The organism is Fictibacillus nanhaiensis (assembly GCF_023715445.1).
GTDB classification, from domain to species: Bacteria; Bacillota; Bacilli; order Bacillales; family Fictibacillaceae; genus Fictibacillus; species Fictibacillus nanhaiensis_D.
In genome coordinates, this window is record NZ_JAMBOD010000007.1 from 174020 (window position 1) to 188189 (window position 14170).

The window sequence follows — 14170 nt, forward strand, 5'->3', positions numbered from 1 at the left end:
CGTGTAACAGAATAAAAAAACACGTACCGTAAAACCACTTAAAACCTTATAAAAAAATGAAAGGCTGACACAAAATAGTCAGCCTCATCATTATTTCATTCCAGAAATCGTATAACCTTCGATAATATGCTTTTGGAAGATGATAAAGATGATAACAATCGGCACGACCATGAAGGTTGAACCAGCCATCTGTAATGCGAAGTTTCCTCCATATTGACCTTTCAATAAGCTCAATCCTACAGATAGCGTATACAAGCTTTCATCATTCGCGATTATCAATGGCCATAAGAAGCTATTCCAACCTCCGATGAACGTTAAGATACCTTGAACGGCCATAATCGGCTTCGAGATTGGAAGGATTAACTGCATGAATACGCGGAACTCACTTGCTCCATCCAAGCGTGCGGCCTCAAGAAGTTCATCAGGAATCGTAGACATAAACTGTCTGAACAAGAAGATACTGAATGCACCAACTAATCCCGGAAGTACGACACCAGCCATTGTGTTCGTTAATCCCATCTGGTTCAGGATCAAGTAGACTGGGATCATCGTAACTTGTCCTGGAATCATCATTGTCGCAAGGACAAGATAGAACAGTTTTTCTCTGCCTTTGAATTTGTATTTTGCAAAAGCGTATCCAGCCATTGCGTTAAAGAAAAGGCCGACGAAAGAACAGAGGACAATGATAATCGTGTTGCGCAAATAAACAGCAAAGTTCATGTTTTCAAACAGGTAGATGAAGTTTTCTGTTGTAAACGTTTCAGGCCACAGCGTCGGTGTGAGCTGAAGCACTTCACTCTCAGTTTTGAACGCAGAAAGAATCATCCAGATGAAAGGGATAGCAACTAAAAGACCGCCAAGAGTCAGAATGATTCCTGCGATCCATTGCTGTGTTCTGTATGCTTTTTTTGCATCAGATGCTTTTGTTTTCATGTTCTCACCTCACGTCTTATAAGTCGGTATTTTTCTTTTGCAATCTGAACTGAATCAACGTAATGATGATAATCGTTGCGAATAGCACGAACGATCCTGCAGCAGCATAACCGAAGTTGCTTAACTGGAACCCGTTGCGGTAGATGAATAACGCTACAGATGTCGTACTATCAAGCGGTCCCCCGTCTGTCATAACAAATGGCTCTTCAAAGAACTGAACCCAGCCGATCATCGTGGTAATAGAGACGAAGAAGATCGCATAGCGCAGGAGAGGGATCGTAATTTTCGTAAGCTGTTTCCAGTTATTCGCACCGTCCAGCTGCGCGGCTTCGTAATACGTTTTCGGAATGCCTTGTAAAGCAGCTAAGAAGATGATCATGTTTACCCCGATTGCACGCCAAACAGCTAAGGCGATCAAAGAGCCTTTTGCGACAGTCGGATCTTGCAGCCAAGGAATTGCTGGAATACCAACAAGACCTAACAGGTAGTTGAACAATCCGAACTGCGGGTTATATAAATATGTCCATACAACGGCCACAGCAACAACGTTTGTGATAGAAGGCATATAAAAAACAAGTCGAAAAGCTTTAAAGATGCGTGCTGTACCAAAGTTAATCAATAGCGCTATACCAAGTGAACAAGCTATAACAAGCGGAACACCGAACACCACATAAAAGACGGTATTTCCGATCGATTTTAAAAAGATCGGGTCTTTGAAGATATTTAAGTAGTTTTCGATTCCAATAAAGCTGATATTTGAATAATCGGCAAGCCCTGCAAGGTCAATATCTGTAAAACTGATGATCAATGCGAGAACGATTGGGAATAGAGAAAATAGTGCCAACAAAATCAGTGCTGGTCCAATGAAGAGGTAAGGAGCTGCTTTTGAATGGCTTTTCATGTTTTTCACACCCTTCAAAGTTGCCCGAGAGCGACAATAAAAAGGTAACGAGCAGGATTAACTGCTCGTTATACCAATGTCAACCGGACTTATTTCTTTAGTATCTCTTCAGATTTCTTGTCGAAAGCATCCATTTCTTTTTGAACATCTGCTCCGCCACGGTAGATTCTCTCAAAGCTCTTTAAATAACTTTGAGAAATTTCTTCCCATTGTTTAATAACAGGCACTGGTTGAGCAGTTTTCATCTGTTCACCAAACGCTTTGTAATATTCATTTCCAGTTAGAGACTCATCTTCCCAAGCTTTTTGTGCAGCAGGAAGTGAGTTCGTCATTTCCATCCATTTTATTTGAGTTTCAGCTTTGCTCATGAAGGCTGCGAACTTTACTGCTTCTTTCTCATTTTTTGTATACTCAAATACGGATAAGTTAGATCCGCCAAGTGTCGAGATGTTGTTTTCTTTTGCTGGAAGAACAGCTGTTGACCATTTACCTTCAATATCTGGCGCCTGGTCGTTGATCAATTTTATCATCCATGGACCACTGATGAACATAGGAAGAATACCATCACCACGGAATGCTTGGATAATGTCGATTCCTAAGTCGTCCTTGGGAGTGGCTCCATCTTCAAAGAAACTGTTCAAGTACTCGATGGATTCAACAAATTTTGGATCGTTAAATTTAGCTTCGTTGTCCGGTCCAAGCAATTCTGCACCGTTTTGGCGAGCGAACATGAAACCTAAGCTCTGTTCTTTTGCGTCAATACTGATTCCATATTTCCCTTTACCACGGTCAGCAAGCTTGTCCGCAGCATCTTTTAACTCTTCCCAAGTCTTTGGTGCTTCTTTATAACCTGCTTCTTCTAGCAGGTCAGTACGGTAGTAGAGTACGCGTGTATCGATGTACCAAGGAACCCCAACCATCTTGTCTTCGTATTTTGTTGTTTCAACTGAACCTTCAAAGAAATTTTTCGGATCAAGTTCAGGGTGATCTTTCACAAATGGTGTTAAATCTTTTAACGCGCCTGCAGCACCGAATTCTGGAATCCAAGTTGTCCCCATCTGAATAACATCAGGTCCTTTTTTGGATGCCACAGCCGTTAACAGTTTATCATGTGCCTGATCCCAAGGAAGAGCTTGTACTTTTACATCAATCTTCGGATTTTCCTTTTCAAATTCTTCAGCGATCTTAGGAAGGGATTTGGCTTCTTCTCCCATGCCCCAAACTGTTAATGTTGTCTTACCTTCTTCATTTGAACCGGAAGAGCAGCCTGCAAGTGCTCCAGAAAGGACTAGAGCTCCAACCATTGATGTTACCATTGACTTTTTAAACCAATGCTTTTTCATTTGTTTTCCCCCTAAAGTTTGCTTAATAGTTGTCATGGAATCCATCCACAACTTGGTAAGAAAGCAATTCTTTTTTTAAATACCCTGAACTTTTTTGAATTTCCAGTTGAAACGTTTCGATAAGCACATTATAATTCAACTTGTAATCGTTTTCAACACCCGAAATAAAAAATAATTTTACTTCCATTATTTGTTGAAAACAAAAGGGGATAAAGTTAATTTCATTTCTGTTCTATAAGGCGCAGGAAAATTGACACTATTCAAAATACGCTTTATAATCGCCTTGAATTCGATAGAAACGTTTCGATGGTTGCGTGGAAATTGAACCCCTTTATCCGTCGGACTAAGGGATGTGGCATTTTATTAAATTAAGAATTGAGGGGTAATTGATGACAACGATAACGAAAGGAAACTTTGAAATCAAAGCCGGTGACATTCGATTTGCATTTTTAAACTCTGGTGATATTTTCGAAGTTTCTCATAATGGTACGATGATCAACCAATGGTTGAGCAATCCGATCGATGGCGCACTAAATAACCTCTATCTTCGTCTTTTTCAGCCAGAGGAAATAATAGTAACTCCGTTGTTAGGTACTTGTTCAAAAAGTACAGTTTCTCATACTGACAGCCAAGTAGTTTGGGAAGGATCGTTTAAAAGCGTTTCATATAAAGTCACCTTTTCGTTGACCGAAAAAGCAATCTGGTTCTGGAATATAGAGCTTCATGGTACTGGCGTAAAAGCAGACATCATCTATGGACAAGATGTTGGTCTCGCACATAAAGGGGCAGTACGGACGAACGAAGCGTTCATCGCTCAATATGTAGACCATCAAGTGTTTGAAAATGAAACGTTGGGCTATGTTGTTTGTTCCCGTCAGAACCAGCCAAACGGGAGTGCTTTTCCATACTTGCAGCAAGGTTCTCTTACGAAAGCAGCCGGTTTTGCGACGGACGGTTTTCAATTCTTTGGTACTTCCTATAAAGAGACGGATATACCTGAAGCACTCTACCAAGAAAATCTTCCAAACGAAGTGTATCAATATGAATTTGCCTATATTGCCCTTCAATCTGAAGCAGTTGAACTGCAAGGAAAAGAACAGTTTGTGTTTTATGGATGCTTTAAAGAGGATCATCCAGAAGCAATCAATTCTGTTGAATTTACTGATGATATACTGGATGCCTGGAAAGATGTGCAATCACAAAGCAAAAATGAACCTATCTATCTACCAAAAGTGGGATTGAACACAAACTTTGCTGGAACATTGAATACAGAAGACCTCAGTATGTGTGAAGTTGATGAGCTCTTCCCCGATAGAATTTTAGAAGAGTATGAAGGCGACAAGCTATTGTCTTTCTTCACACCAACATACGAACACATCGTGTTAAAAGAAAAAGAAAGAATCGTAGAACGGCCGCATGGACACATCCTTGTGACGGGCAACAACGTACATTTAAAAGAAGATACCCTCTCAACAACGTCTTATATGTACGGAATTTTCAACTCACAGCTTGTTGTTGGAAACACTTCTTTTCATAAGATGCTGACAAACGCACGCAATGCACTGAACGTGATGAAGACTTCCGGTCAGCGCATTTATGTTGAGCTTGACGGAAAGCTGCATCTGCTGACCATGCCATCTCTATTTGAAATGGGCTTTAACTACACACGCTGGTTCTACAAAACAGAAAAAGAAATGTTTATCATTACGAACTTTACAACGGTTGATACACCGGAAGTAGAATTGCAAGTGAAATCCCAGAGCGGAAAGAAATACCGTTTTGTTGTAACGAATCAAGTGCTGATGAACAACCAGGAATACGAAGTGCCATTTAAGATGGAAAAAAAGGGAGATGTATTGTCGTTCTATGCAGACGCTTCATCCGACAGTGCGAACACATATAAGAATTTAAGCTATCGGATGAAAGTAACGGGAACAGAGATGGAAGTGACGGATGAAACCATTTTTGGTGAGAACATTGATCCCCTTTCTGCTTCACTCGTTGTTTGTGACCTGGCGCCAACACGTGTATGGACTTTAACGGTACAAGGTTTGATCGATGGAAAGGTAATTCCTTTTACAGAAAAAGAGGCCGAAGTTGAAATCGAACGTTATCGTAAATTTATAAAAAATACAAACCGTGGCTTTCATCTATCAAAGAATGGGGAAGAAACAGCACCGCTTCAGAAAATGAATGCATTGGCACACTGGTACACGCACAACATGCTGATTCATTATTCCGTTCCCCACGGATTGGAACAATACGGCGGAGCGGCATGGGGTACACGGGATGTGTGTCAGGGGCCTGCTGAATATTTTCTGGCAACACAACATTATGAAGCAGTAAAAGAAATTTTGCTGACCGTATATTCACATCAATACGAAACAACAGGGAACTGGCCGCAATGGTTCATGTTTGATCAGTATTTCAAGATTCAGCAGGATGAATCGCACGGTGATATTATCGTTTGGCCCTTAAAAGCGGTAACCGATTATCTAGCAGCAACAAACGATTTTACGATCCTGGATGAAGAGATTCCTTATACAGACAAATCATTTGGGTTTACTGAAAAGAGCTATTCGTTATTCAATCACATTCAAAAACAGATCGATTATATAAAGGCGAACTTTTTACATGACACTCACTTGTCTTCCTACGGTGACGGGGACTGGGATGATACGCTCCAGCCAGCAAACCCTCAGCTTAAAAAGTTCATGGTAAGTTCATGGACCGTCGCATTAACGTATCAAGTGATGACACAGTTCTCTGGTTTACTGAACAATGTGAACGAAGATAAGTCACTTGAAGTAGGAAGGCTCGCTCAAAATATTAAAGCAGATTATCAAAAATATATCCTCAGCCATGATGTAATCCCTGGGTTTGTTTTTATGGAAAATGCAGAAGAGCCAAAGCTTATGCTGCACCCAAGCGATAAAACAACAGGAATTAACTACAGATTGCTGCCAATGACCCGCAGTATGATTGCAGAACTTTTAACACCTGAACAGGCGGTACAACATCTAGAGGTAATCATGGATAATTTTTATTGTCCCGACGGTGTGAGATTGATGGACAAGCCGGCACACTACAAAGGCGGTGTAAGTACACACTTTAAGCGTGCAGAACAAGCGTCAAACTTTGGACGTGAAATCGGTTTGCAATACGTTCATGCTCACATTCGATTTGTTGAAGCGATGGCGAAACTCGGGAAGTCTGACGAAGTTTGGAGCGGTCTCGAAAAAATCAATCCGGTCATGATTCAAGATAAAGTTCCAAATGCAGAAAGACGTCAAAGCAATGCATACTTCAGCAGTTCAGACGGTGATTTTAAAACGCGTTACGAAGCACAGGAACGTTTCGGAGAACTGAAAGTAGGTAAAGCGAAAGTAAAAGGGGGATGGCGCATCTATTCTTCTGGTCCTGGGATCTACATGAACCAGTTGATCTCCAACTGTTTAGGAATTCGTCCACAAGGTAAAGATCTCATTATTGACCCTGTTCTTCCAGAAGACATGGACGGATTAGAATTTGAATATATGCTTGATGAAAAGCCTGTAACGTTTGTCTATCGAAATCGCGGAGATGAAAGCTGCCGTCTTGTATTAAATGATAAAGAAATAAAAATAGAAACTTACCAAAATCTTTATCGTGATGGCGGTGTAGTCGTTAATCGTTCCGATTTCGTCAGCCAGTTGAATGAAGTGCAAAATACTGTGGAGATTTATTCGTAATCATTCGGTATAATAAAGGAAAACGTTTACAGAAAGAGATAGGAGAGAATTTTGTTGGTAAGTATTAAAGACATTGCGAAAAAAGCAGGTGTTTCCATATCCACGGTCTCCTATGCGTTAAATGGAAGTCCGAAAGTAACAAAGGAAACATCTGAACGAATTCAAGCTATTGCAAAAGAACTAAATTATATACCTAGTGCTGCTGCACGTTCATTGAAAAAAAGAGAAACAAAGATTATAGGAATCTATCTTACAAATTACAGCGGTGCTTTCTATGGACAGCTTCTTCAAGGAATGATGGAAACGCTAAGTGAGAACGGGTATGAGCTGATCGTCTGCAGCGGAAAAGAGTCACACCGGTTCTTGCCGGAGAGAATGATAGACGGTGCAATCATTTTAGATGCGACATACGAGACAGAAGAACTGCTCAGCCATGCCGAGCGAGGACATAAACTGGTGGTGATGGACCGGCGAATGGATCATCCGAACATCTCTCAAGTCCTGCTCGACAACAAAGCAGGAGCAACCCTAGCAATCGACCATTTAGCTGAAAAAGGTCATCGTAAAATCTATGTTGTGAAAGGGCCTGAAATATCGTTCGATGCACGGCAAAGGTTAGCAGCCGTACAAAAGGCCGTTCAACGCTACTCACATATTGAATACGTTGAACTTGAGGGTGACTTTAACAAGCCTTCTGGAGAAATAGCAGCAAAGAAAATTCATCAGGACTTTAAAGAGCCAGTCGGAGTATTTTGTTTAAACGATGAGATGGCAATCGGGATGTATAACTATTTGAGCCGGACCAATTTACGCGTCGGTGAAGACGTTCATATTATCGGTTTTGATAATATCGAAGTATCTCAATATATACAGCCGCGGTTAGCAACGATCAACTATTCAAAGCATAAATGGGGAGCACTTGCCTCTGAACTGCTACTTAATCTGATCAAGAAGAAAAAACCTGAACACGAACGAATTAATGTAAGCTTTGTGGAAGGTGATTCGGTGAAAAACCGGTAATAATTTTAGATTGATTAAAAAAAGCTTGAGCGTCCTGCTCAAGCTGATTTTTTGTCGAAAAGCCTATAAATTACAATTCAGGGCTTATAAAATAAGAATTACGGCCTATAAAATTTATTTACGGCCCATAAACCAAAAATTACAGCCTGGAAATTGAGATATTATAAATGTTTTTTCACCTTATTTAGAAATGGTCGTTACTCCGAAAAATCTTATAAAATCAAAAAAGCTTGAGCATATCGCTCCAGCTTTTTTAAATTAATGAGAGCCTCGGTATCTCCTATTACTTCCTCTAGGCTCATCTGGTTCTGGCTCTATTTTTCTTTTTCTTTTTAGAATGGTGTAACTGTAACAAAAACCGATGGAGCAGGTGATGCTGTAGCCGAATATAGCAAAAAGGTTGGATTCTGCGAAATCCATCCAATAAAAGATCGTAAACCGATAGAGGATAATAAATAAAGCTGTTAATAGAATATATAAAAGTAATCGAATTCTAAGTCTTATCCAGAATTTAGTAGCTAGTCCTTCCACGATAAAAGCAGTGGGCAACGTGCAAAACAGGAAGAAAGGAAGGGTTGTGATCACACCGAAAAAAAGACTGAATAACATGCCTTGCCATTCAATTTCTAATATATTCCCGCCTGGAAGAGCAAAAAAGACGAGAGCTCCTAAAAGTACAGATATAACGGATGCAATGATAAATCTCATGACTATCTCCTTACTAAAAGTTCAAGTTTCTCTTTCTTATTTTCTTCATCTTTGTATTCAAACAAACCTAGTCGGTTGCCCCATGGATCAGAAAAAGTAGCCCATTTCAAAGGAACTTCCTCTCGTTCCTGGATTTCGAATTCTTCTATTTTTAGAAATTCCATTAAGCGTTTTTTCTCAGCATAAATATCAACTACTCCTAATCGTATAGGACCGTTGCCTTCAGTTGGGATGCCTTCTGCTACCTGCAGCCAGCAGTTCGGAATCAATTCCCATTCAGCAAATCCTTCATGTGGCGTGAAATCTGGCGCCTTATTTAACAGCGTTTCATAATATCGCTGGCCTTCTATTATATCAGAAACACGAACCTGTATCGTCATTTCATAGATCATAGGTAAACCTCCCATTATAAGTATTGATCATTCTTTAGGCATTGCCTTATAAGTAAAACTAATTTTTCTTTTTCATGAACAGGGATGCTTTCGCTTAATCTTGCTGCTGTGACAGGAAGTATCCATTTTTCCAGAGAATCAACAGTGAAATGAAAAGATTTTCTATAGCTTTTTAAATATTGTCCAGCTAATAGATTTCTTAGGTATATTACCGTTTTATTTTTAAAAAGTTTCATTTCTGCAGGCAATCCGCCAAATCGCAAAATAATAAGTGTCCGGGCTAGATCAGCCAATCTGGTTCCTTGGGTAGCATCTGCCCAGTCTATTATTACAGGACCACGTTCAGCAAGCAGTATATTATCCGGATGAAAGTCTCCATGACATAAAGAATTTCCTGACGGAAGTTTAGAGAGCCGTTCAGCTATCAGTGTCTTTTCTGCTTCAGTAAGTTCTTGTGCCAGTTTGATTTTTCGATGTAATATTTCTTTTTGATAAGGAAAGTTAGACACTTCATTATCGTGTACGAACACTTGTAGTTTTGCCATCTGATTTATGAGGGTGAGTGCAGTCCAAGGTTGATTTGATAACTTCTTTGTAAGGGGAGACCCATTTATTCTTTCGTATAATAGAGCGGTTCGTCCATTATGAATTACTTTCTCAAAAATAGTTGGTACTGGAAGCCCAGAATCCATCACTGCTTTGCTTCTTAGATATTCATGTTCAATGGAAGAGTCTGAAACACGTTCAAAGAACTGTTTGGCAACTGTTTTTTCATCTAGAACAATCACCTGAGCAGTACTGCCTTCACCAATTATTTTTTCAATTTTCATCATGGGAACACAACTCCATTCACAACTCATCACATGGATAATTTTAACACAAATAGAAAAGCTAACCCAATTTCGGGTTAGCTTTTTGGCTGCACGTTTTTATTTACCATCATGTCCAAGAGTACCTTGTCGGTGGTACTTGAAGTTTCGTTTCCAAGACGGCAAAAGTTCTCGATCGTTTGTTCAACATCTTCTTCAATAAAACCGTTCGTGGATGGAATACATAAACCTTGTGATGCGAGAATCGCTGATTGCACAGCGGCACTCGAACATGTCGCAACCTTCATCGCACATCCGGCTTTTGCTCCGTCACATACCATTCCGCTCACGTTTCCTAATGTGTTTTGAATGGCTGCTTTAATTTTGTTTAGATCATCATTCAATAAATAAGCGATAGCAGCAGATGCGCTGGCACCAGCAACGGTTACGCCGCATAGGGCCGACAAACGGCCGAACTTTGACTTCATATAGATAGAAAGCAGATGACTCAATGTAACTGCTCTTAACATTTGTTCTTCAGTCGCTCCGATTTTTTCAGCAGCTGCCACAACAGGCATCGTTACAGCAATCCCTTGATTTCCACTTCCGGAATTGGCCATAACAGGCATAGTAGATCCAGCCATTCGTGCATCGGAACCAGCAGCCGATAGCGCCATGCTATAGGTTGCTATGTCATCTGATAGGATACCCAATTTGGTTTGATCATAAAGCGTTTTTCCTACTTTTAACCCATAATCATTCGAGAGACCTTCTTCACAGATGGCCCGGTTCAGCTCAATGCTTCTCTTAACAAGTTCCAATCGGTTTATAGGAACTGAAGTAATAAAAGAGTAAAGATCATCAACCGAAAGATCGGGGAACTTTTCTTGTTTTTGAGCTGGAATTTTCTTTGTATCGGATTGATCCAATATAACTTGATCGTTGTAAGAAACATAACTAACATTAGTATGGTCACCCGAAATAACGACTTTCACTTTTTCTGATAAAGACTTCAGATTCACCTCAATATATAACTTTTCAGGTGTATCAGCTGTATTAACAGTTACTTTTCCTTCATGAACGAGTTGGATCGCAGCCTGTTCATCTGATTTGTTTACTCCTTCTAATACTTGAAGCTGCTTAGATGCGTCACCAGCAATCACGCCTAAAGCCGCGGTGAAATCAATTCCCGTATAGCTCATACCTGGAATGCCTACAGACAAAGCGTTTTTAATAACGTTGCCGCTTGCTGAGACAGATATGGAGGATACCTTTTCCTCCAAGTGTTCTTTAGCAACAGAAGCCGCTAAGGCAATGGCTACAGGTTCCGTACATCCTAAGGCTACGACTAATTCTTTTTCAAGTAAGTCAAAAATCCGCTCCATTAATCATTCAGCTCCAATCCTGTTGTTTTCTCTACTTCTTACAATAATGGTTATAAGCAGGAAAAGGGAAGAGGAAAATTTTATATTTTAGTTTTGGGCAAACTAACTTGCAAAATTCTTTTCATACATAGGAGTGATTACATGCTGATTGAAGGAAACATCATATCAGGAGAGTTTGATGAGCAGATGAATGAATTTTCTCTGCAAAGAGTAAAACGTTTCGAAATTGAATCGACAATTAAAGAAAACCAGTTACAGGCTCTTTACAATTATCTTAAGAAACATCAGCATGAAGCAGATGGGCAGATTATTACACTATATGATCAGATGCTCCTGCGATTAACACAGGAGGAAATCAATCTTTTAATCAACGACCTTGAAAAAGTCCAATCCATGTATCAATAAAAAAGCTGCGTATCTTTACATCGACTTAGCAAGATGAATAAACTTCTCTAATCCAATGCTCAACTGTTTTTCGTTGGCATAAGAATAACTTAACCGTATCATCGATGATGATTCTTTTAAAGGGTCACAAACCTGACCAGGCACGAAGGATATGGAATGATCAAGACTCTTCATTAATAATTTTTCAGTTGAAATATCTTCTGGGAGCTTTACCCACAAGTTGAGACCTCCCTTTGGGCTGACCCAGTTCCAATTTGCAGCTGCCAGCTCTTTTTCCATAATCTCTTTTCTAATTTGAAGTGCAATCCGAATCTTCTTCAAATGCTCCTGAAGCCTTAGTGAAGAAAAGTAATGTAGAAAAATCTTTTGATTTAAAAGAGGTGAACCATTATCTACAAGTGATTTTACAGTAATGAGTGTTTTCATTAAGGCAGATTGACAAAGAACAGCTCCAATTCTTAATCCTGGGGAGATGTATTTGCAGAAGCTCCTGATATAGATGACCGTCCCAGAAGCATCGTATGTGTAAATGGGTGGAGGGGGAGTTTGGTCAAAGTAAATGTCATGATAAGCATCATCTTCGATCAATAGACAACGATATTGTTCTGCCAGCTCTACTAATCTTTTTCTTTGATGAGCAGGAACTGTATATCCAGTCGGATTATGAAAAGTTGGATTCAGATAGAAGAGACGCGGTTTGTATGTTTTCATTAAGTCTTCAATCTGCAGCAAATCATAACCATCAGGGTGTATATCCACTGTTTTTATTTTAGCTCCTTGATTTTTGAAAACATCGATCGCGCTGCTGTAACTCGGACGTTCAAACAAAACCGTATCCCTTGGTTTTATGAATGCTTGGGCGATCATATGAATGGCTTGCTGTGAACCTGATGTTAATAAAAGATCGTCAGCATGAACCTGTGATTTATATTGGCTGATAAAATAGCTTGCTAGTGTTTCTCGAAGTTCAACATCACCTTGTACAGTGGAGTAAGTAGCCAAAACCTTTGGATATAGATCAAACACTTTTTTTACATAATGAGATAAATATTGATTTGGCAGCAGGTTTGGATCAATTAAAGCATGAGAGAAGTCATAAGAAACAGATGCTTGATGAATCTCAGATAAATGATTTTTTTGCGCATAGGCGTTAATAATCGGGTGGTCTTCATTTTCAATGTGTTCTCCAGCTAGATCAGGCTGTACAAAATAGCCTGACTTATCCTTTACGTATACTTTTTTATGCTTCTTTAATAGTTGATAAGCCTTGAGAACAGTCAATCGATGAACGTTCATTTCTTCCGCTAACTTGCGGACAGAAGGAAGCTTTTCGTGTTCTTTCCATTCATGACGCTCGATATGGGTCAGTACATAATCATAAACTTGTTTAAAAAGGTGATCTTCTCTTAAAAGATTTTTGCTCATGACGATTCCTCCCAACTAACTCGATCATACCACTTTCAACCACTATCTGTTCTACTGTTTTAATTCTGTTCTATTCACTACGGCTTATGATGGAGAAAAGGAGGAGTTTTTTCATGGTTATTTTAAATTACTTCATCATGTGTTTAATATTTGGTACGACATTTCTTGCCATTAAAATAGGTGTGGATGCAGGGCTTCCTTCGTTTTTCTCGGCAGGAATCCGCTTTTTTATAGCAGGTATTCTTCTTTATAGTTTTATGGTGTGGAAAGGGAAGGTTCCTCTAAAGCTCGTCTTCAGGAAAGAGATGCTGATCACAGGTGTTTGCCTGACGTTTGGAACGTTCGCCACATTATACTGGGCAGAACAATACGTTACGTCAGGTGTGGCTGCGGTTTTATCTGCAACAGGTCCGATGATGATTTTAGCGATCAATACCATTCTTTTAAAGCATAAAGGAAGTAAGATATCTGTTCTCGGATGTGTGCTCGGTATCATAGGAGTAACATTCCTAATCCTGCCCGGTCTTTCATTCAAGATGAGTTACTTATGGGTTATAGGTTGTGTCGTTATTGTGATCGGGGAAGCTTTTTATGCTACTGGAACGATATATGCCAAGCACGTCATTGGAAAATTTAAAACTATATCACCCATTGCTTTAAACGCAGCACAGATGCTGCATGGGGGTCTTCTCTTAATGATCCTGTCATTTTTCACAGAAAACATTGAGCTAAAGAACTTTCAAAGTACGGCATCATTAAGCTCATTAATTTATCTGATTGTTTTTGGTTCGATGGTAGGGCACAGCCTGTATTATTGGCTTGTCTCTCGAACAAATCCTGTTTTTCCTTCCACATGGCTTTATATCTCTCCTATTATTGCCGTTATAATCGGCGTGATCTTTTACAACGAATACATCTCATGGTTAACAGGAGTTGGTGTTCTTTCAATTTTAATCGGATCACTATTAGTAAACTTTGAAACATTGCAGAAGCTGCTTAAGAGAAAAAGGAACTTAAATCATGTAATATCTGCAGAACGATATTGAGATAGTAATTGGCGGCATACAGTAAGAACTGTATGTCTTTTTTTCTTTAAGGGAATTTAAGTAACCTGGTAT

Annotated in this window: 12 protein-coding genes; 4 read left to right on the forward strand and 8 right to left on the reverse strand. The window is 39.6% G+C overall.

Annotation, left to right across the window (positions count from 1 at the left end; genetic code table 11):
- Positions 1 to 90: 90 nt before the first annotated feature.
- The 3 genes from M3196_RS17330 to M3196_RS17340 form a co-directional block, all read right to left on the reverse strand.
- Positions 91 to 933: a carbohydrate ABC transporter permease gene (locus M3196_RS17330; protein WP_251323587.1), complete on the reverse strand. Its 843-nt coding sequence runs from the start codon at positions 931 to 933 to the stop codon at positions 91 to 93.
- A 16-nt stretch (positions 934 to 949) separates the two neighbouring features.
- Complete coding sequence (locus M3196_RS17335; RefSeq protein ID WP_251323588.1) at positions 950 to 1834, reverse strand: carbohydrate ABC transporter permease; 885 nt, start codon at positions 1832 to 1834, stop codon at positions 950 to 952.
- Between the two features lie 89 nt (positions 1835 to 1923).
- On the reverse strand, positions 1924 to 3177 hold the full coding sequence (locus M3196_RS17340; protein WP_251323589.1) for a sugar ABC transporter substrate-binding protein: 1254 nt from the start codon (positions 3175 to 3177) through the stop codon (positions 1924 to 1926).
- Positions 3178 to 3566: 389 nt separating this feature from the next.
- Between M3196_RS17340 and M3196_RS17345 the strand changes: the two genes are divergently transcribed.
- Positions 3567 to 6908 carry a GH36-type glycosyl hydrolase domain-containing protein gene (locus M3196_RS17345; protein ID WP_251323590.1) on the forward strand — a complete coding sequence of 1114 codons (3342 nt, stop codon included), beginning with the start codon at positions 3567 to 3569 and terminating at the stop codon, positions 6906 to 6908.
- 54 nt (positions 6909 to 6962) lie between these two features.
- Positions 6963 to 7928 (forward strand): LacI family DNA-binding transcriptional regulator, encoded by a 966-nt coding sequence (locus M3196_RS17350; protein WP_251323591.1) that lies wholly within the window; start codon positions 6963 to 6965, stop codon positions 7926 to 7928.
- Between the two features lie 258 nt (positions 7929 to 8186).
- Here M3196_RS17350 and M3196_RS17355 read toward each other — a convergent pair whose 3' ends face one another.
- The 4 genes from M3196_RS17355 to M3196_RS17370 all read right to left on the reverse strand — a co-directional run bounded on the left by M3196_RS17355 (position 8187) and on the right by M3196_RS17370 (position 11222).
- Entirely contained in the window at positions 8187 to 8636 is a 450-nt protein-coding gene (locus M3196_RS17355; protein WP_251323592.1) for a hypothetical protein, read from the reverse strand.
- A gap of 2 nt (positions 8637 to 8638) precedes the next feature.
- Entirely contained in the window at positions 8639 to 9028 is a 390-nt protein-coding gene (locus M3196_RS17360) for a VOC family protein (RefSeq protein WP_251323593.1), read from the reverse strand.
- Positions 9029 to 9042: 14 nt separating this feature from the next.
- A complete protein-coding gene (locus M3196_RS17365) occupies positions 9043 to 9861 on the reverse strand; it encodes an aminoglycoside phosphotransferase family protein (RefSeq protein WP_251323594.1) in 819 nt (272 codons plus the stop codon).
- Positions 9862 to 9935: 74 nt separating this feature from the next.
- Positions 9936 to 11222 carry a serine dehydratase subunit alpha family protein gene (locus M3196_RS17370; protein ID WP_251323595.1) on the reverse strand — a complete coding sequence of 429 codons (1287 nt, stop codon included), beginning with the start codon at positions 11220 to 11222 and terminating at the stop codon, positions 9936 to 9938.
- Positions 11223 to 11363: 141 nt separating this feature from the next.
- Between M3196_RS17370 and M3196_RS17375 the strand changes: the two genes are divergently transcribed.
- Positions 11364 to 11627, forward strand: a complete 264-nt coding sequence (locus M3196_RS17375) for a hypothetical protein (RefSeq protein WP_251323596.1) — start codon at positions 11364 to 11366, stop codon at positions 11625 to 11627.
- A 15-nt stretch (positions 11628 to 11642) separates the two neighbouring features.
- Here the strand turns inward: M3196_RS17375 and M3196_RS17380 are convergent, their stop codons facing one another.
- A complete protein-coding gene (locus M3196_RS17380; RefSeq protein ID WP_251323597.1) occupies positions 11643 to 13052 on the reverse strand; it encodes a PLP-dependent aminotransferase family protein in 1410 nt (469 codons plus the stop codon).
- Positions 13053 to 13165: 113 nt separating this feature from the next.
- Here M3196_RS17380 and M3196_RS17385 point away from each other — a divergent pair, with 113 nt between their 5' ends.
- Positions 13166 to 14098 (forward strand): DMT family transporter, encoded by a 933-nt coding sequence (locus tag M3196_RS17385; protein ID WP_251323598.1) that lies wholly within the window; start codon positions 13166 to 13168, stop codon positions 14096 to 14098.
- Positions 14099 to 14170 lie beyond the last annotated feature (72 nt).

Excerpts from the sequence above, each read along its gene's own strand:
- M3196_RS17340 (WP_251323589.1), bottom strand. The coding sequence starts at position 3,177 with ATGAAAAAGCATTGGTTTAAAAAGTCAATGGTAACATCAATGGTTGGA.
- M3196_RS17380 (WP_251323597.1), bottom strand. The coding sequence starts at position 13,052 with ATGAGCAAAAATCTTTTAAGAGAAGATCACCTTTTTAAACAAGTTTAT.
- M3196_RS17370 (WP_251323595.1), bottom strand. The coding sequence starts at position 11,222 with ATGGAGCGGATTTTTGACTTACTTGAAAAAGAATTAGTCGTAGCCTTA.
- M3196_RS17360 (WP_251323593.1), bottom strand. The coding sequence starts at position 9,028 with ATGATCTATGAAATGACGATACAGGTTCGTGTTTCTGATATAATAGAA.
- M3196_RS17375 (WP_251323596.1), top strand. The coding sequence starts at position 11,364 with ATGCTGATTGAAGGAAACATCATATCAGGAGAGTTTGATGAGCAGATG.
- M3196_RS17335 (WP_251323588.1), bottom strand. The coding sequence starts at position 1,834 with ATGAAAAGCCATTCAAAAGCAGCTCCTTACCTCTTCATTGGACCAGCA.
- M3196_RS17355 (WP_251323592.1), bottom strand. The coding sequence starts at position 8,636 with ATGAGATTTATCATTGCATCCGTTATATCTGTACTTTTAGGAGCTCTC.
- M3196_RS17330 (WP_251323587.1), bottom strand. The coding sequence starts at position 933 with ATGAAAACAAAAGCATCTGATGCAAAAAAAGCATACAGAACACAGCAA.
- M3196_RS17385 (WP_251323598.1), top strand. The coding sequence starts at position 13,166 with ATGGTTATTTTAAATTACTTCATCATGTGTTTAATATTTGGTACGACA.
- M3196_RS17345 (WP_251323590.1), top strand. The coding sequence starts at position 3,567 with ATGACAACGATAACGAAAGGAAACTTTGAAATCAAAGCCGGTGACATT.
- M3196_RS17365 (WP_251323594.1), bottom strand. The coding sequence starts at position 9,861 with ATGATGAAAATTGAAAAAATAATTGGTGAAGGCAGTACTGCTCAGGTG.